This window comes from Leisingera sp. M523, from assembly GCF_025141335.1.
Taxonomy (GTDB): domain Bacteria; phylum Pseudomonadota; class Alphaproteobacteria; order Rhodobacterales; family Rhodobacteraceae; genus Leisingera.
The window spans coordinates 3,129,387-3,146,715 of the sequence record NZ_CP081036.1 but is presented as its reverse complement, the minus strand read 5'-3'; the positions used below and the strand labels follow the sequence as shown (position 1 = coordinate 3,146,715).

The 17,329-nt window shown below is 62.7% G+C and carries 17 protein-coding genes; 3 read left to right on the top strand and 14 right to left on the bottom strand.

Going from position 1 to position 17,329, the window contains the following annotated elements:
* Window positions 1-52 precede the first annotated feature (52 nt).
* Entirely contained in the window at window positions 53-481 is a 429-nt protein-coding gene (locus K3557_RS15570) for a peptidylprolyl isomerase (RefSeq protein WP_259989791.1), read from the top strand.
* 271 nt (window positions 482-752) lie between these two features.
* Here the strand turns inward: K3557_RS15570 and K3557_RS15565 are convergent, their stop codons facing one another.
* Genes K3557_RS15565 through fabA form a run of 3 tightly spaced genes read right to left on the bottom strand, consistent with a single transcriptional unit; the run spans window position 753 to window position 3,326 of the window.
* Complete coding sequence (locus K3557_RS15565; protein ID WP_259989793.1) at window positions 753-1,544, bottom strand: enoyl-ACP reductase; 792 nt, start codon at window positions 1,542-1,544, stop codon at window positions 753-755.
* A 6-nt stretch (window positions 1,545-1,550) separates the two neighbouring features.
* Complete coding sequence (gene fabB, locus K3557_RS15560; protein ID WP_259994833.1) at window positions 1,551-2,780, bottom strand: beta-ketoacyl-ACP synthase I; 1,230 nt, start codon at window positions 2,778-2,780, stop codon at window positions 1,551-1,553.
* A gap of 36 nt (window positions 2,781-2,816) precedes the next feature.
* On the bottom strand, window positions 2,817-3,326 hold the full coding sequence (fabA, locus tag K3557_RS15555) for a bifunctional 3-hydroxydecanoyl-ACP dehydratase/trans-2-decenoyl-ACP isomerase (RefSeq protein ID WP_259994832.1): 510 nt from the start codon (window positions 3,324-3,326) through the stop codon (window positions 2,817-2,819).
* Between the two features lie 218 nt (window positions 3,327-3,544).
* On the opposite strand from fabA, the gene irrA reads away from it, so the two are divergent.
* The gene (gene irrA / locus K3557_RS15550; RefSeq protein ID WP_027257565.1) at window positions 3,545-3,961 is read left to right on the top strand and encodes an iron response transcriptional regulator IrrA; all 417 of its coding nucleotides are present in this window, start codon (window positions 3,545-3,547) and stop codon (window positions 3,959-3,961) included.
* On the opposite strand, the gene K3557_RS15545 is transcribed toward irrA, so the two are convergent.
* A complete protein-coding gene (locus K3557_RS15545) occupies window positions 3,926-4,879 on the bottom strand; it encodes a LysR family transcriptional regulator (protein WP_259994831.1) in 954 nt (317 codons plus the stop codon). The two genes, irrA and K3557_RS15545, sit on opposite strands and share 36 nt — an antisense overlap.
* A 99-nt stretch (window positions 4,880-4,978) precedes the next feature.
* Here K3557_RS15545 and K3557_RS15540 point away from each other — a divergent pair, with 99 nt between their 5' ends.
* Window positions 4,979-5,776 carry a phytanoyl-CoA dioxygenase family protein gene (locus tag K3557_RS15540; protein WP_259994830.1) on the top strand — a complete coding sequence of 266 codons (798 nt, stop codon included), beginning with the start codon at window positions 4,979-4,981 and terminating at the stop codon, window positions 5,774-5,776.
* Between the two features lie 96 nt (window positions 5,777-5,872).
* On the opposite strand, the gene K3557_RS15535 is transcribed toward K3557_RS15540, so the two are convergent.
* The 10 genes from K3557_RS15535 to K3557_RS15490 form a co-directional block, all read right to left on the bottom strand.
* Window positions 5,873-6,913 carry a radical SAM/SPASM domain-containing protein gene (locus K3557_RS15535; RefSeq protein ID WP_259994829.1) on the bottom strand — a complete coding sequence of 347 codons (1,041 nt, stop codon included), beginning with the start codon at window positions 6,911-6,913 and terminating at the stop codon, window positions 5,873-5,875.
* A gap of 574 nt (window positions 6,914-7,487) precedes the next feature.
* Window positions 7,488-8,288 (bottom strand): energy transducer TonB, encoded by an 801-nt coding sequence (locus K3557_RS15530; protein WP_259994828.1) that lies wholly within the window; start codon window positions 8,286-8,288, stop codon window positions 7,488-7,490.
* On the bottom strand, window positions 8,285-8,668 hold the full coding sequence (locus K3557_RS15525) for a biopolymer transporter ExbD (RefSeq protein ID WP_259994827.1): 384 nt from the start codon (window positions 8,666-8,668) through the stop codon (window positions 8,285-8,287). Before K3557_RS15525 ends, K3557_RS15530 begins: the two co-directional genes overlap by 4 nt.
* A gap of 10 nt (window positions 8,669-8,678) precedes the next feature.
* A complete protein-coding gene (locus K3557_RS15520; RefSeq protein ID WP_259994826.1) occupies window positions 8,679-9,056 on the bottom strand; it encodes a biopolymer transporter ExbD in 378 nt (125 codons plus the stop codon).
* A 4-nt stretch (window positions 9,057-9,060) separates the two neighbouring features.
* Window positions 9,061-9,966 (bottom strand): MotA/TolQ/ExbB proton channel family protein, encoded by a 906-nt coding sequence (locus K3557_RS15515; protein ID WP_259994825.1) that lies wholly within the window; start codon window positions 9,964-9,966, stop codon window positions 9,061-9,063.
* Window positions 9,963-10,784 (bottom strand): ABC transporter substrate-binding protein, encoded by an 822-nt coding sequence (locus K3557_RS15510; protein ID WP_259994823.1) that lies wholly within the window; start codon window positions 10,782-10,784, stop codon window positions 9,963-9,965. The genes K3557_RS15515 and K3557_RS15510 overlap by 4 nt, the downstream gene beginning before the upstream one ends.
* Window positions 10,785-10,864: 80 nt before the next feature.
* Window positions 10,865-11,110, bottom strand: coding sequence for a hypothetical protein (locus K3557_RS15505; protein WP_259994822.1), 246 nt, complete (start codon window positions 11,108-11,110; stop codon window positions 10,865-10,867).
* Window positions 11,111-11,398: 288 nt separating this feature from the next.
* Window positions 11,399-13,120, bottom strand: coding sequence for an OFA family MFS transporter (locus K3557_RS15500; RefSeq protein ID WP_259989815.1), 1,722 nt, complete (start codon window positions 13,118-13,120; stop codon window positions 11,399-11,401).
* Between the two features lie 249 nt (window positions 13,121-13,369).
* Entirely contained in the window at window positions 13,370-15,334 is a 1,965-nt protein-coding gene (locus K3557_RS15495; protein WP_259994821.1) for a cache domain-containing protein, read from the bottom strand.
* 4 nt (window positions 15,335-15,338) lie between these two features.
* The gene (locus K3557_RS15490) at window positions 15,339-16,697 is read right to left on the bottom strand and encodes a sigma-54 dependent transcriptional regulator (protein WP_259994820.1); all 1,359 of its coding nucleotides are present in this window, start codon (window positions 16,695-16,697) and stop codon (window positions 15,339-15,341) included.
* Window positions 16,698-17,329: the final 632 nt, after the last annotated feature.

Below are 17,329 nucleotides of genomic sequence, written 5' to 3'. Positions count from 1 at the left end.
CGCGGACGCTAGGCTGCGCCCCTTTATCAACCCGCAACCGATTGGAGGTCATATGACCGGGGTAAAGAACGGCGACACCGTGCGCATCCATTACACAGGCAAGCTGACGGATGGCACCGTTTTCGACAGTTCCGAGGGCCGTGATCCGCTGGAATTCACCGTCGGTGCGGGGCATGTGATCGCGGGCATGGACGCGGGGCTTGAAGGCATGTCCGTGGGAGAGAGCAAGACGCTGGATATCCCCTGCGCCGAAGGATACGGACCGATCAACCCTGCCGCACGCCAGGAGATCCCCCGCGAGGGCATCCCCGAGGATATCCCGCTGGAACTGGGTACTCAGCTGCAGATGCAAAGCCCGGACGGCCAAGTGCTGCCGGTGACCGTGGTCGAGGTCGGCGACGAGACAGTCACCCTGGATGCCAACCATTTCCTGGCGGGCAAAGATCTGGTTTTCGATATCGCGCTGGTCTCGGTATCCTGATGTTCGGTCTGCGGGCAGGCGGCACTCCCGCGCCCGCAGGTCTTCCGGCTGTGCCGGAAAACGCTTGGCGGCCTTGGGCGTGGCACTGCGCCACGCGCAGTGCCACGCCCAACGGAAGCGGGCTTTGCCAAAAGCCCGGCGACGGGCGGGAGTGCGCCGGATAGGAGGCAGGCGAACGCACTGCAAAGCCTCGGCGTCCTGAAACCACTGCTGGATAAGAAAAAAGGCGCCTCCAGGGGCGCCTTTCCAGATGTCAGCGGTTTATACCTGCTTACAGATAATCCTGCTGCGGCATTCCCAGCACGTGGAAACCGCCATCGACCCGGATGATTTCACCGGTCGTGCAAGAGCCTGCATCAGACGCAAGGTATACTGCGGTGCCGCCGACCGCCTCCAGCGTTGCGTTGTCGCGCATTGGCGCATTCTGGGCTGTGTGCTTGAAGGTCTTGCGCGCGCCGCCGATGGCAGCACCGGCCAGTGTCTTCATCGGGCCGGGCGAAATTGCATTCACCCGGATGCCCTCGGGGCCCAGGTCGTTGGCCAGGTAGCGGGTCGCCGATTCCAGCGCTGCCTTAGCCACGCCCATCACATTGTAGTTCGGCACCACCTGGTTTGAGCCCTGATAGGTCAGCGTCAGCAGGGTGCCGCCGTTTTCCTTCATCAGCGGATGTGCCCGGCGCGCCACTTCGATGAAGGAATAGGCAGAGATATCCAGCGAGTTCTTAAAATTCGCCCGGCTGGTGTCCAAGAACCGTCCGGTCAGCTCGGATTTGTCCGAATAGGCAATTGCATGGACCACGAAATCAATCGACGGCCAGCGGCTGCCAAGCTGTTCAAACGCCGTATCAAGCGAGGCGTCGTCGGTCACATCCACGTCGACCATAAAGTCCGAGCCGACGCTCTGTGCCAGCGGCTCCAGCCGCTTGCCAAAGGCTTCGCCCTGATAGGTAAAGGCCAGCTCGGCACCGGCTTCGGCCATGGCCTTGGCAATGCCCCAGGCGATGGAGCGGTCATTGGCAACGCCCATAATCAGGCCGCGTTTGCCGGTCAGCAGTCCCGCCATCGTCACTTATCCCTTGTATTTGCTCAGAACCATCGAGCCATTGGTGCCGCCAAAGCCGAAGCTGTTGGTCATCACCGAATCGAGGCCGGCGTTTTCCACCAGTGCGGTGGCAATCTCGCCCGGCTGAATGCCTTCGGCGAGGGTATCAACATTGATCGACGGCGTGATGAAATCATTGTCCAGCATCAGCAGGCAAAAGATCGCCTCTAGCGCGCCGGCAGCGCCCTGGGCGTGGCCGGTCATCGACTTGGTCGAGGAAATCGGCGGTACCTCGCCTTCGCCGAATACACGGCGCGCGGCCTCGACTTCGCCGACGTCGCCGACCGGGGTCGAGGTGCCATGTGCGTTGATATAGTCCACCTTGCGGCCTTCAGGCAGGGTCGACAGCGCCAGCCGCATTGCCCGCTCGCCGCCTTCACCAGAGGGCGCCACCATGTCGTGGCCGTCGGAGGTGGCGGCAAAGCCGGTCACTTCGGCGTAAATTTTGGCACCGCGGGCCAGCGCGTGATCAAGGTCTTCCAGCACCACAATGCCGCCGCCGCCGGAGATCACGAACCCGTCGCGGTCCTGGTCAAAGGCCCGGCTGGCCGCGGTGGGGTCATCATTCTTCTTCGAAGACATTGCGCCCATAGCGTCGAACAAGCAGCTAAGGGTCCAGTCCAGCTCCTCGCCGCCACCGGCAAACATCACGTCCTGTTTGCCCATCATGATCTGTTCAGCCGCGTTGCCGATGCAATGCAGCGAGGTCGAGCAGGCCGAGGTGATCGAATAGTTGACGCCCTTGATCTTGAACGCCGTCGCCAGGTTGGCGGAAATGGTCGAGGACATGCACTTTGGCACGGCAAAAGGGCCGATGCGTTTGGTGGCGCCTGTTTTGGCGACCACCTGGTGCGCTGCCAGCATGGCCGAGGTCGACGGGCCGCCGGAGCCTGCCACCAGGCCGGTGCGCTCATTCACAACCTGGTCTTCCGAGAGACCTGCATCGGCAATTGCCTGGCTCATCGCGATGTGGGCGTAAGCCGCACCTGGCCCCATGAACCGCAGGGTGCGCTTGTCCACATGCTGGGCAGTGTCGATTTTCAGCGTGCCGGCCACCTGGCTGCGAAAGCCGTGCTCAGCCATTTCGGGGCTGGCTTCGATGCCGGATTTACCGGCTTTCAGCGCGGCGGTGACCTCTTCAGCATTGTTCCCGATGGAGGAGACAATCCCCAAACCGGTGACGACGACGCGACGCATAGGCGTACTCCTTGGATTCGATCAAACGGATAGAGGTCAGCTTTCGTCTGCCAGCCCGACCTTCATGTCCTTGACTTGATAGATTTCTTCACCATCCGCCAGTACACGGCCATTGGCAACGCCAAGCTTAAGCTTGCGGTCAATGACACGGGTGAAATCCACGAAATAGGTGAGCATTTTACGGTCGGGTTTGACCATGCCTTTCAGCTTGACCTCGCCGACGCCCATGGCCATGCCCTTGCCGGTCATGCCGCGCCAGCCCAGATTAAAGCCGGTCAGCTGCCACAGCCCGTCCAGGCCCAGGCAGCCGGGCATGATCGGGTTGCCAGGGAAATGGCAGTCGAAGAACCACAGGTCCGGGGTGATGTCGAATTCCGCAACAACATGGCCTTTGCCGAACTCGCCGCCATCCGCACTGATGTCTGTAATGCGGTCCATCATCAGCATCGGCGGTGCCGGCAGCTGGGCGTTGCCCGGCCCAAACAGCTCGCCCCGCGCGCATTTCAGCAATTCGTTCTTGTCAAAGCTGCTCGGGTAATCGGCCATTCGGGCGTATCTCCTGCCTAGGGTCTGGTCTATAAGTATTTCTGGCTTCGTGTAACACCCGGCCAAAGGGTCCTGCAAGGGGACCCCGCGTCACTTCCTGCGCTGAATGTGCCACACGCACACAAGAAACACCTGCCTAGCTGCGAATGAATTTCATTTGAAAAACCCTGGGTGTTGCACCTATATATACGGTCAGCAACGCGATGCAGGATCTGCTCATGACGCCAAACAGCGAAGACACAGCCACCCGCTGGCTGACAGAGGCCGGGCTAAGACCCACCCGGCAGCGGGTGGCGCTTGCCGAATTGCTGGTCGGCGACGGCAAACACCGCCATATCACCGCCGAAAGCCTGTTCGAGTCGGCCAAGAAGAAAGGCGCCGCCGTATCGCTGGCCACCGTCTATAATACTCTGCGCGCCTTTTGCGATGCCGGTGTGCTGCAAGAAATCCCGCTGGACGGCTCCAAAAGCTATTTCGACACCAACACCCACGATCATCCGCATTTCTTCTGGGAGGATGAAGGCCGCGTCAGCGACGCGCCCGCACAGGAACTGGTGATTCACAAACTGCCGGAAGCCCCCGAGGGGATGGAGATCGCCTCAGTCGATGTGGTGATCCGCCTGCGCAAGGTCTGACCCGCCGGCACTGAGCTCTGACCTGCGGGCACTGAGCACTGTGCGCAGAATAGCACGCGCCTTAAAGGCCGGCGAAGCGTCCGGCAATTGCCTATGCGCCGCCAGAATCACCGGCTCCTCTGCGGCTTGGTCTGTGATCCGAATAGCGCACAATGGCTTGCCATCATAACTCATCCCGCCAGGCGGCAGGCTGTAGCTGATGCCGACACCTTCGCCATTGGCGGCCAGGCTGCGCAGCAATTCCAGCGAATCCGCCCGGTGGGCAATCCGTGGCACCAGCCCCTGCGCCTTGAACAATCCCAGCATGTGCTGCACAGATAAGCCTTCCTGTGACAGCACCAGCGGATGCAGCACCACCTCTGCCAGGGTAAGGCCGCTGCGCGTTGCCAGCGGATGTTCAGGCGGCACCAGCGCGTGGGGTGAAAACCGGTCCAGTTCCGCCCGGCTGAACCCGGCATCCAAACCCAGGTCATAGGTGATAGCCAGATCCGCTTCGCCTTCGGTCAGCGCATGGATCAAAGGGTCGAACCCGCAGGCACGGTGGCGGATCTCCACCTCTGGCAGCGCTTGGCGCAGGGCCTTCAGCGCTGGTGCCAGCAGGAACGGCGCAAGGTCCGAGAAACAGGCCAGCATTAACCCTCTTTGCACGGCACCGGAGCCTTTCGGGTCTTCCAGCCGCCGGGCATGATCCAGCAGTTCCTGCGCATGTGCCGCGAAATCCCGGCCCTGGGGTGTCAATGCCAGCGCCGCCCCGCGGCGGCGCAGGAACAGAGAATAACCAAGGTGGTCTTCGATCCGGCTGAGGGCTGCAGACAGGGCTGGCTGGCTTACATGCACCGCCTCGGCCGCTGCGGACAGGCTGCCATGCTGCACCACGGCGCAGATGTATTCATAATGGCGCAACGTAAGATATAACATGAGGTTAAGTGTATAATAGAAAGATATGATTTGAAACTATGCCCTTTGACCGGCAGGAATGTCGCACCAGAATTGCATCATTCAGCAGCGGAGGCCGCCATGGTCCACCCCCTTATCACTCCAGAACACATCGAACAGTTTCAGCGCGACGGCGTTGTTCTTATCCGCGGGTTGTTTACCGAACAGGTTGAGCTGCTGCGCGCCGGGGTGGCCGCCAATATGGAAAACCCTGGGCCATATGCGTCGAATAACGAAAAGGCCGGCCAGACCGGACGCTTCTTTGACGACTACTGCAACTGGACCCGGATCCCCGAATTCCAGCAGGCGATCGCGCAATCCCCGGCTGCAGAAGTCGCCGCTGACCTGATGAAATCCACTTCGGTGCAAATGTTCCACGATCATGTTCTGGTCAAGGAACCGGGCACATCAATGCCGACCCCATGGCATCAGGACGGGCCATACTATTTTGTCGAGGGGCAGCAGACCATCAGTTTCTGGTCGCCGCTGGATGAGGTGAAGGAAGCCGCATTGCGCTGTGTGGCAGGCTCCCACAAATGGGAAAAGGAAGTGCTGCCGACCCGTTGGGTCTCCGAGGAGGACTTCTTTGCGGACGAAGGGCAGTATATGGCTGTTCCTGATCCTGATGCCGAAGGCATGACCGTGGTGGAATACCCGATGCAACCGGGTGATGCGATCGCCTTTAACTATAAGACGCTGCACGGTTCCCGTGGCAACACCTCAACTGCGCGCCGCCGTGCGTTTTCGCTGCGGCTGGTGGGCGATGATGCACGCTACGTTGAGCGTCCCGGCCCCACATCGCCGCCATTCCCGGGGCATGAAATGCAGCCCGGCCAGCGGCTGCGCGAGGATTGGTTCCCGGTCCTGCTGCAGCGGTAGCAGGGGAGGGGGCTTTGCCCCCTCAGGCCTGGCGGCCTTCACCCCCAGGGTATTTTAACCAGAAAGAAGCAGAAGCGGGCAGCCTTGGCCGCGCGCTTATTTTTTCAGATCACGGCGGATGCCCATGTTTTCGGCGTTGGAAAACGAACAGGTTTTGCAGATGCCGAACTGTTTGAGAAAACCGCGCTTGCGGGCTCCGGCGGCCTCGTCCGAACGGTAGGCGGCAAGGAAGCCGTCCTGCTCGACATTGGGCAGCTGGATCACCTGGTCATAGTCGATACAGCACAGGCCCAGATCGCCGTTCCAGAACACCACCGACTGAAACAGCGGCACCGTGCACATCGCATGGCTGGTGTGGCGCGGGTGGCGGCGCAGCTCTTTCTGACGCGGCAGGAAATGCGCAAATTCGCGTTTCTGATCGTCAGAGGTGTAGGAGCCGATCGAGAATGTCTTGAACCGCACCCGGTCAAAACCGGCGTTGCGCGCCCAGGCTTCCATTTCGTCCATCTGCGGTTCGGAATAGCTGGTCAGCAGTGTCTGCAGCACTGTGACCGGGGTCTTGAAGCCCAGGTCCTTTTTGATGTTCAGGAATTCTTCAATGCTGGCCTTGACCTTATCGAAGTCGGAATTGACCCGGTAAGTTTCCTGCGCCTGCTTTGAAAAGCCGTCCATGCACAGATTTACGCGGGCAAGTCCCGAGCGGATCAGCCGTTCGCTCATGTCCGGAGTGAGGCGGGTGGCATTGGTCGACAGATAGGTGTCATGGCCATTTTCATGAGCGTAGGCGATGAAATCGGGCAGGTCTTTGTGCAGGGTCGGCTCACCCGAGAAGCTGAAATAGATCGCGGGCTTTTCCCGCTGGTCCTTGAAATCGTCGATGATCTTGCGGAACACGTTCGGCTTCATCATGCCGCGTTTGCGCTGCATGGCAAAGGTGACCGGGCACACCGGGCAGCGCAGGTTGCAGCTGTTGGTGGCGTCGATGATGATGATCTTTGGCGGCCGCCGGAAGTACGCTAGCGGCAGCAGCCGGGCCAGCATATGCAGAGCCCGTTCATGCAGTGCCGGCGGCTTGGCGGGCAGGTCTGGCTGCGCTGTTTCCGGCTTCAGGTCCGGAACGGGGGCTAGATCTTTCATGCGTTGGCCTCAATATGCTGCGTACGGGATCCACCTTAAGGGCCGGGAGAGGCGAGGCAAGCCTTTGCGGGGTCACATTGCGTGAGCATTACGTGAGCGGCCAAACAGCAAAGCTGCATCTGGCCTGTTCGGAGAAGAAGCCCGCAGACAGCCAGTAAAAGCTGCATTGTGTGTGGAAACGGAAATTCAAAACAGCGGTCACCGCCGGTTTTGGACGGAATCGCTGCCTTCAATTGGTGTCAGCTGTGCGCCGCAAAGGGCAGCAATATGCTGATTGATGAGCGACGACTGGCGGCTGCAGGCCCAGCAATGCGGCCATACCCCGGCAGAAGAGGCATCTGTGACCCGATCCAAGACAGCGTCCGGGAGCCGATCCCGGGGCCTGCCATGGACATCGTCCAGCCGCATCAGCGAAACAAGAAACACGCGGCAGGCGCCCGCCACGAGGGTCTGCGCGCCGAAGGAAGGACAATGCCGCGCACAGCCCCCGCCGGCGCCGGAACTTGCGGATTGACCTTGAGCCTCGGGATCTGGCACTCCGGCGGGGCTGGCTGGAGCGGCAGCCTTCCGGCGGTTACTTCGAGAAACTCATAGGCAGGTTGAAGCTGATTTGATTGATCTGCAGCTTTTTCGGCGCCGCTGGGAACTTGCCGGCCCGGGCGACGGCTTGCAGGGCCGCCTGATCAAAGGCTGCGACGCCCGATGACCTGGCAATCCGGTGGCTCAGCAGCTGGCCCGACCGGGAGACGGTAAGGCGCACCACAACCTGACCTTGGCCGCTGGCGCCGGCGGGGTAGCGTTTGCGCCGTTCCACACGGGCGCGGATCTTGGCGCCCCAGATACTGCGCAGCTTGGCTCGCCGTCCGGACTCTGCTGTTGCCACCTGTGCCCCGCCTGATTGCCCGGCCTGAGCGCCGCCGCCCGATCCGGCGGCCCGCTGTTCGGCCTGGCCGGCCGAGGCCTGTTCGGATTTACGGGCCTGCTGCGGTTCCGGCTTTGGCTCTGGTTTCTGCGGCTTTGGCGGTGATGGTGGCGCAGTGTCGATTTGCAGATTATCCGTTCTTGCCGGCGCAGGTATTGCAATCTGTGCTGCGGCCCGCGGTGCCTGGTCAAGTGCCAGTTGCGGCAGGGAAGGGACGTTGGCCGGCGGCAACGGTTCAACGCTTTGGGTTGCGATCTGCGGGGAAGTCTGCGGCGGCTTCTCCCAGGCCTCGGCCATTTCCACTACAGCTTCAGGCGCCGCCTGGATTGACACCATCGCCGTGCCGCCCGCGCCGCTGGATTGCGCACCGGAACCAGGCACGCGGGCAAACAGCGCCACATGGATCAACACGGCAATGCCGGCAAAAACGGTGAATTCAGCGGCACGTTTCATGGCTGGCGGACCACCAGTTCGGCCTGGCTGAAGCCTGCTGCCGCCAGCTGGCGCAGGAGGCGGGCCAGGGCTTTTGCCTCCAGCCGGGCGTCGGCGCGCAATTGCAGAACCGGGGTGCCGCTGCTGACCGCAGCCAGCCGCGTGAGGGCTTCGCCGCCTTCAGCCCCATCGAAATGCATCCGGCCTTCGGCATTGATGTACAGCACAGGCCCGGCTCCGGGGTCTGCTTCAATTGCTGCGTCCGGCGGCGCTACCTCAAACGGGTCAGGCTGCGCTAGGCGCGAGGTCATCAGGAAAAAGATCAGCAGCAGGAACACCACATTGATCATCGGTACGATGGATTCAGTCCGCGGACGGCGGGGCGCCTCTGTCAGGTCCATGCGCGGCTCCTTATTCCACCAGCACAAAATTGCTGTAGCCTGCCTGCCGCAGCAGCCCGGTCACATCGGTGATACGCTGCAAGTCGGCGCCGTCGCGGCCGCGCAGGATCAGCATATCGGTGGGTTTTTCCATCAGCGGTGCCAGTGCCTGGGCCAGGTTGCTGTCTGCCACCGGCACGCCATTCACATCCAGATTTCCCGTACCGATTCCGACCAGCCGCGGCGGTCCCGAGTAGCTGCCGCCCTGGGCCGCCAGCGGCAGCTGCAGCACCGCATCGGTGCCAAAGCGCGACGCCAGCATGAAGAACACCAGAAGCAGAAACACCACGTCGATCATGGGCGTCAGGCTTGGCTTGCGCCGCGGTTTCAGGGTTTCGGTGAACTCCATGGCTCTATTCGGCCGCCAGTTTCAGCAGCTGCGGATCATGGGCGATAAAGATACGGGCGGCACTGTCCTCAAGGTCGCGGCGGATGCGGGTGATCACCGCTTCAAACCAGGTCAGCGCGGCAGAGGCGGGGATCGCCACTGCCATGCCTGCGGCAGTGGTCAGCAACGCCTCCCAGATGCCGCCTGCCAGCAGCGCAGGATCAGCCTTGGAGCCGGCCGCTTGCAACGCCTGGAAGGCGGCAATCATGCCCAGAACGGTGCCCAGCAGGCCCAGAAGCGGGGCGATGGTGGCAATCAGCTCCAGCGCGCCAAGACCGGTGGCCGCTCTGGCGAGATGCAGTTTGGCCACCCTGGCGGTTTCCTCGCGGGCGCGGTCCTCGGGCAGGGCAGCGGCGGCGGTCAGCGCTGCGCTGACGACTTTGGAGCGCACCCCGATCCGGTTTTTGACGATCGCTTGGGCCGCGGTGCGGTCCCCGCGTTCAAAGGCTTGCACGGCCTGTCCTGCCTTGCCGCGCGACCAGGCGCCGATCAGCGCCAGGCGCCAGATCTTCCACAGAATCAGGGCCATTGTAACAACCGACAAGACGGCGATCGCCCAGATTGAAGGGCCGCCATCGCGCAGGAATTTCAAGGCCTTGGATGAAGCGTCACGTGCCACCTGTGCCAGTTCATCCTGGCTGGCGGGCGGGACTGACGGGGGCACTGGGCCCGCCTCGGCTGCTGTCACCGGTTTCCCGCTTCCCTCCGGCACTTCAGTCACCGGCGCGCTGGCTGGAAGTTGAGGCACAGAGCCCCCCGGCGCGTCCAATGCAATCTCCGGCACCGGCGTGGCAGGGGTTTCCTGGGCTGCCGCCCAGGCCGCGGTCAGCATCAAAAATGCCGCCAGCGCTGCAGGGATACGAATGGTCATGTCTGGCTCCAATATGCTGCGATGTAACTGGTTTTAGGATTTGTCTGCTTTGCCATGAGCGCTGCGCGCAGGTGCTGGGATTCGGCCTTATCACAGGCAAACCAAAGGGAATACCCAAGGTACCGCCCCCGCTCCGCCAGCGCGCGCTCCGCCAGCAGGACGCGGCCATTGGCGGCCTCGGGCACTTGGAACCCCAACGCCTCCAGCAAGGGGCTGCGGATGCCGCGGCTGGTATAGGCTGCGGTCTGGCCCGCCCAGGACAGGGGCGCGCTGGCGCCGTCCCTCTCGGGATGTTCCTCGCGGATGGCGGATACCCGGCTCTCGATCCGGGTGATGGCGGTCTTGGTGCGTCCGGAGGTTCCTGTGGCGGCGCCAAGCGTGTGCAGCACCTCCTGCCAGGGCGTGCCATAGGAGCCGAACTCAGCCCGTGGGGCGATGGCCGGCGCAATGCGCGACAAAAATGCGTCGTCGCGCCAGGTCATGCCGGACCACCGGCCAACGATCAGCTCCGGCTCCAGCGCCGTGATCTTCTCGAAATTGATTTCGCCTTGAAACACCGCCGGGCGGGCGTCTCCCAGCGCATCATGGCCCCAAGGCCACACGCCAGAGCGGTCGTTGCCATGCCATTTGCGCAGGGCGATTGGCGCCTGGCCCAAGGCCAGCAGAAAATTATGCCCGAAAAAGCGGACAGAGACGATGCGTTCGGGTTTGGCAGGCACGGCGGCCAAGCTGGACTGGTGTTGTATTTCTACCGGAAACGTATCCGTTGCGGCGGACAGAGCGGTGGCCAGCAGCATGGCCGACGCTTGTACCGTCATTCTAATTGTCCGGTGCAGCAGGCCACAGCAAATCGGCTGCGCGGGATTGGCACCCGGAGGTTTCAGCCACAGCCTCAGCGTCACAACATCTCTCCAGCCGGCTGCCTCAGGAGGTTCTGAAGGCCATGTTCTTTGGGGGTGGCTGGACTAACGGCGGAAAAATAATCCGCCAGCGTCTTGCTGAACTCGCGCCCATATGGCGCGCGGGAATTCATAAGAAACCTTAGTTGTTTCGTCAAGAATTTTTTGCGTGCCAGCAGGCAGAGCACTGTTTCAAGCTGGTGTTCGAGGAGTGCCAACACGGTTTTGCGATTGGCCTTATCCACCGGCTGTGCCGCCGCGACATTGCTGGCACGGTCAATGGCTGCAAAGAGATGGAGCTTTCAGCCACTTCGCAACCGTCTTCGGGGTGATGCCAAGCTTCCGGTTCAGCTCCGCGATCGAAGCCTGCGTATCCCGGGACATTGCAGCGCAACACCCCGCCGGGTGACAGGGTGCGGCGCTGCCATCACGACGTCTGTCCCATAGTGTTTCCGTTCACTCCTACGCAAGGATCACACCATCAAACTGCGGGATCAAATGGCCGGGGCGCACTGGGCGCCCCGGCTGCGGTTTTATTCGCCGGGTACGGCCTGAAGCTCCGGCTCATCATGGTGGTGATGCTCTTTGACCGGGCGCATCAGCAGGTTGGCAAAGAAGGCCACCGCCAGCAGCGCCGCCATGCAATACATGGTGGTATTGTAGAGGCCGGGGGTCGGATCCAGAGTGCCGGCCGGGGCGATCTCCATCAGTTTGGCGATGGTCACGGTTTTGGCCGCAACCAGCTGATCCAGCTGCGCCACGGGGGCGCCGAACTTGGCCGCAAAGGCAGCCGGGTCGACTTTGGCTGCCAGATCCTGAACCGCGCTGGTCACCGACATCTGCCGCAGCGAGGTGATGGCCAGCGGCCCAAGAACCCCTGCGGTCGACCAGGCTGTCAGCAGCCGGCCGTGGATGCCGCCCACATGCATGGTGCCGAACATATCGGCCAGATAGGCCGGGATGGTGGCAAAGCCGCCGCCGTACATCGAGAAGATCAGCATTGTCGCCAGGTAGAAGCCCGCCAGATAGATCAGCGACGGATTGGCCGCAGCGGCAGAGGCGAAATAGGGGATCGACAGATACAGCGCGGTGCCCAGAATGAAAAAGCACATGTAGGTGGCCTTGCGCCCGATATAGTCTGACGCAGAAGCCCAGAAGAACCGCCCGACCATGTTGAACACGGAAATCATCAGCACATAGGTTGATGCAAAGGCGGCGGTTGCCACCAGCGGCATCACCGAACCGAAGATCTCGGACATCATGGTCTTGGCAACCCCGATCACGCCGATGCCGGCGGTCACGTTGAAGCACAGCATCACCCACAGCTGCCAGAATTGCGGTGTCTTCAGCGCCTGGTCGATATGCACGTCGTTCTGTGTCACCAGCCCCGAGGCGGCGGGTTTCGGTGTCCAGCCTTCCGGCGTCCAATCCTTGGCCGGAACCCGGTACTGGAAGGCGGCCAGGATCATCACCACAAAATAGACGATGCCAAGCGTCATGAAGGTCTGCGCAGCGCCGGTGCTGCCGGTGCCCACCGCATAGGCGCCGGCTTCGCCGCCAAAGGCAGCTGCCTGGGTAGCGCTGGCAAGCACCACCTCGACCTGGCCCTGGGCTGTCTGGGCAAACACCCGGCCGTTTTCGACCACTGTCTGCACGGCGTCCTGGGTGCCGAGATAGGTGGGGGCGGTCTGGTACAGGCTCAGCAGCCAGCCTTTGACCGGTGCGGCGATCATCGCGCCGCCGCCAAAGCCCATGATGGCCATACCGGTAGCCATGCCGCGGCGGTCGGGGAACCAGCGGATCAGCGTCGAGACCGGCGAGACATAGCCCAGACCAAGCCCGCAGCCGCCGAGCACGCCGTAGCCGAGATAGACCAGCCACAGCTGATGGCTGGAAATGCCGAAAGAGCCGACAATGAAACCGCCGCCCCAGAGCAGCGCGGCCACCACGCCGACCATGCGGGGGCCGACCTCTTCCAGCCATTTTCCGGCAAAGGCTGCGGCCAGGCCAAGGCAGACGATGGCCACCGAGAAGATCCAGACCACCGAAGCCAGGCTCCAGTCATCGGCGCTGGAGGCGATCACCCCCAGTTCGCGGGTCAGCGGCGGATTGAAGACCGACCAGGCATAGACTGAGCCGATGCAGAGGTGGATTGCGATGGATGCCGGCGGCACGCGCCAGCGGTTAAAGCCGGGTCCGGCAGTGATGTGGGCCTTGTGCAGGATCCCCAGCCCGCCGGGTGATCGGTTGCTCATGTGTTGTCCTCCCTTGTGCTGTTCCGGCTGCTGCAACCTCCTATTGCGGCGGTCCGGAATGGCGTTCGGCAATGTGCCGTGGCTTGACAAGGGCGGAGGATTGCCACAGCTGTCAATTAAATAATTTAGCAATAACAATAGCTTATCGCGACACTTTGTCCACTGGGGTCAGGGCCGCAGGGCGGTGCCGGGACATTCTGTCCGCACCTGTACGGCGGTTGCGCCGGGATTTGCGCCAAATTGTCCGGATCAGGCATCAGCCGGGCAGGGCAGAAAAATCTCGAAGCGGCTGCCCTGTCCGGGTTGCGACTGGACAGTGATCCGCCCGCCTGCGCGACTCACCAGCTGGTGGCTGATCGACAGGCCCAGCCCGGTGCCCTGCGCCTGTTTGGTGGTGAAGAACGGATCGAAGATGCGGTTCTGCAGCTCGGGCGGAATGCCAGTGCCGGTATCTGCGGCGGCCAAAAGCACCCCGTCCGGGGCATCTTCAGCGGTCAAAGTCAGGCGGCCGCCACCGGGCATGGCCTGCACTGCGTTGAGGATCAGATTGACCAGCACCTGCTGCAGTTCTGTGCGCGACATCCGCACCTCGCGCGTGCTGGTCAGGCGGGTCTCTGCCTCGACCAAACTGGCGTCGAGCTGATGACGGGTCAGCACCAGGCAGTCCGACAGCACCTCGGCCGGGGAGATCAGTCCGGAGGCGCCGGAGTATTCTTCGGGGCGGGCGAACTGCAGCAGTTTTGAGACGATCACGCCGATCCGGTAAACCTGATCGTCGATGAGGCGGAATTCCTCCTCGACCGGGGCGGCATGTTCGCCCAGTACCGAGCGGGCGAGGTCGAGATTGCCCTGGATCACCGCCACCGGGTTGTTGATCTCATGCGCGACGGAGGCGGTGATTTCACCAACCGCGGCGAGCTTTTCAGAGACAATCAAACGTTCGGTGGTCTGTTCCAGCCGCCGGTTCGCCTCGCGCAGATCAGCGGTGCGTTCCCCGACCTTGGCTTCAAGGCTTTCGCCCCAGTGCCGCAATTGCCGGTCGCGCTCCTGGACCTGGTCCAGCAGGCTGTCGAAATGGGCGGCCACGCGGGCAATTTCGCCGCTGGCAGCCTGCGGGCGGTTGCGCGCAGTGAAGTCGCCCTGTTCAACCCGGGCGATGGTCTGGTTCATGCCCTCGAGAGGGCGGAAGATGCGCCCTGCCCACCGCAGGAAGATCGGCACCGACAAGGCGGCGATCAGCAGGAAAGCGCCCCCCAACGCCAGCACCGAGCTGCGCTTGGCCTGGCGGAACGGGGTTTCCAGAAAGCCGACATAAAGCATCCCGGCCCGGCTGCCGCGGCTGTCGAGGATCGGTTCATAGGCGGAAATGTACCAGTCATTCACCACAAAGGCGCGGTCGAGCCAGATTTCGCCGCGCCCCAGCACCTGGCCGCGCACCTCGGCCGAGACCCGGGTGCCAAGCGCGCGCACGTTTTCGAACAGCCGCACGTTGGTGGAGATCCGCACGTCCTCGAGAAACAGCGTGGCGGTGCCCTGGCTGCCTTCCGGCAGGCTTTGCTCGCGGTAGACCAGCGCGTTGATGGTGTCGATGAAGCCGAGATTGCGGTTCAGCAGCCGCCCGCCGGCCAGAAGCGCAGGACGGCCATCCGGCAGGGTGACCGGGGCGGCCGAGTGAATGATCATGCCGCGGGTTTCGGCGCTGCGGCTGGTTGGCACTGCAGCTTCGGTTGCGACCAGCGGGATGGCGGCGCGGGCGGCGAGGCCGGGGGCCAGCGTATCAAGCTGGGCGGCGTTCAGAATGTCGACGGCGCTTTGCCATTGCCCGGCCAGGGCACCGCTCAGAACCGGCCAGTCGGCGGGCGTAAACCCGGGCTGGCCGCCGGGGCCTGCAAGATACAGGAAATCAAGGCCGAGCCGGGCCTTTTCCTGCGCCAGGAAATCCGCCGTGCTGCCCGCCGTCAGCGCGCTGCGGAGGCGGACCGATTGCGCCACCGCGTCCAGCTGCTCACCCGAGGTGGCGGTCAGCCGTGCCAGATACTGGTCGGCAATGGTTAGATCGCCGGTCACCTTGCTGATCAGCAACCCGTCGATTTTGTCCGACCAGCGCCAGGTGGTGAAACCCAGCAGCAGCGGCATCAGCACCAGCATCGGCATCAGGGCAATCACCAGCAACCGGACCCGGACCGATTGCAGCAGCGGGCGCAGGCTGTTCATGGGCTTACAGTCCCCAGGCCGCGCATTTGCGGTCGATTGTCTTGCGCGAGACACCCAGCTGCCGCGCCGCTTCGCTGCGGTTGCCGCCAACGGCCTCCAGTGCCTGCAGGATCTCGCGGCGTTCAACCTCCTCCAGCGGCAGGATACTGGCCGCGGGCCGGGCGGGCGCCAGGGTGTCCAGGGAGAAGCTGCCGAAGATCAGGGAGCGTTCAATGAAGTTCCTGAGCTCGCGGATATTGCCGGGCCAGTCATGCCGCAGCAAAGCCGATTTGACGCCGGCGGGCAGCGCCAGCGGCGGCAGCTGCAGCTGGGCGGCGATTTCAGTCAGGAACAGTTCGGCAAGGTCAATTATGTCGGAGCCGCGTTCGCGCAGGGGCGGCATCGCAATGTCGATCACGTTGATGCGGAACAGCAGATCGGCGCGGAAACTCCCGGCGTCCACAGCCTCGGCCAAAGCGCGGCTGGAACTCATCACAAAGCGCAGATCAAGCTGCACCGTGCGTTCGGTGCCGATCGGGCGGATGCGCCCGTCTTCCAGCACCCGCAGCAGCGTACTTTGCGCCGAAGGGCTGAGCTCGCCGATTTCATCAAAGAACACAGTGCCGCCCTGCGCCGAGGCCAGCAGCCCTTCGCGGCCCGCCGGGGCGCCGGGAAAGGCGCCGGGGGCATGGCCGAACAGCTCGTATTCGATCACATCAGCCGGGATGGCGCCGCATTGCACCGGCACAAAGGGCGCCCCGGCGCGATTGGAGCGCATATGCAGGTGGCGGGCGGCGACCTCCTTGCCGGTGCCGGAAGCGCCGGTGATCAGCACCGGTGTTGAAACCTGTGCGACCCGGTCCAGGGTGCTGCAGACCCGGGCAATTGCGGGGGAGGTTCCGACCAGTTCGCGGCGGCGGCGGCGGCCGGCGCCGGTGGTTTCCAGCTCGCGGCGCAGCAGCATGTTTTCCCGCTTTAGGCGGGCGGTTTCCAGACAGCGGCGCAGGGCATTCAGAATCTGGTTCGAGCGGAATGGCTTAAGGATAAAGTCCGACGCACCGGCGCGCAGGGCGTCGATCGCGGTTTGCAGATCGGCATAGGCAGTGATCAGTATGGTGTCGGTAAAGCCGCCGTCACGGCGTTGCTCCGCCAGCCATTCGAGGCCTTTCTGGCCAGGCATAATGTTGTCGAGAATCATCACGTCATATTGCCGGGTGTTGAGCAGGGCGGCGGCAGCTTCGGTGTTTTCGGCTTCATCCACCAGCCGGCACAGAGGGCGCAGGGTTTTCACCAGGAAATTACGCATGCCCGGCTCATCGTCCACAATGAGTATGCTTGCCAGTTCAAGCGGGTCGGTCAGCGCTGCCAAATCTGTAATTGTCATACCTGCCGCTTTTCGGTGGGGGCGGGGACGGACTATTGTCGCTTTCCAGCGGTTTGTCGAGAGAACAGATCCATCAGCCGGGGCTGGGCTGATATGCATAGCTGGAATGAAGCAAAGAAGTTGCCAATGTGTCTCCGCAATGAGCAGCGTGTTTGCGGCAAGTCGTCACAATACCAATGCCTAGCGCGGCTAAATGCGTCAGGGCGCCGTTGCAGAAATTTGCGCCCGCAAGATTCACATTTCGAAACCATGCAATCAGACGGGTTTCATGACGAAGCCAACGCCTGCCCGCCACCGCTCGGCAATCTGCCCGCAGCGACCCTCAACACGCCTCGTTGGCACGTTGGGCAGCATTTCCACTTCACTCCAGGATCAAGGACCCCGCAACATGGGCGCTGAAAATACCGATACCGCAGGTGTTGTTGTCGAGCGCTTGGACACCGCCCTGCGCCTGACATTCCCGGTGCCGCAAAAAAGAACGCGATAGGCAGTGGCACGTATCTCAAGATGGGTGAGGCGCTTGATGAAGCTGCGGCGGATGCCTCAATCCGGGCCGTTTGGATCAGAGGTGCGGGGCGCGCGTTTACAAGCGGGAATGACATAGACGACTGTTCGCAAACTGGTTGACGGTG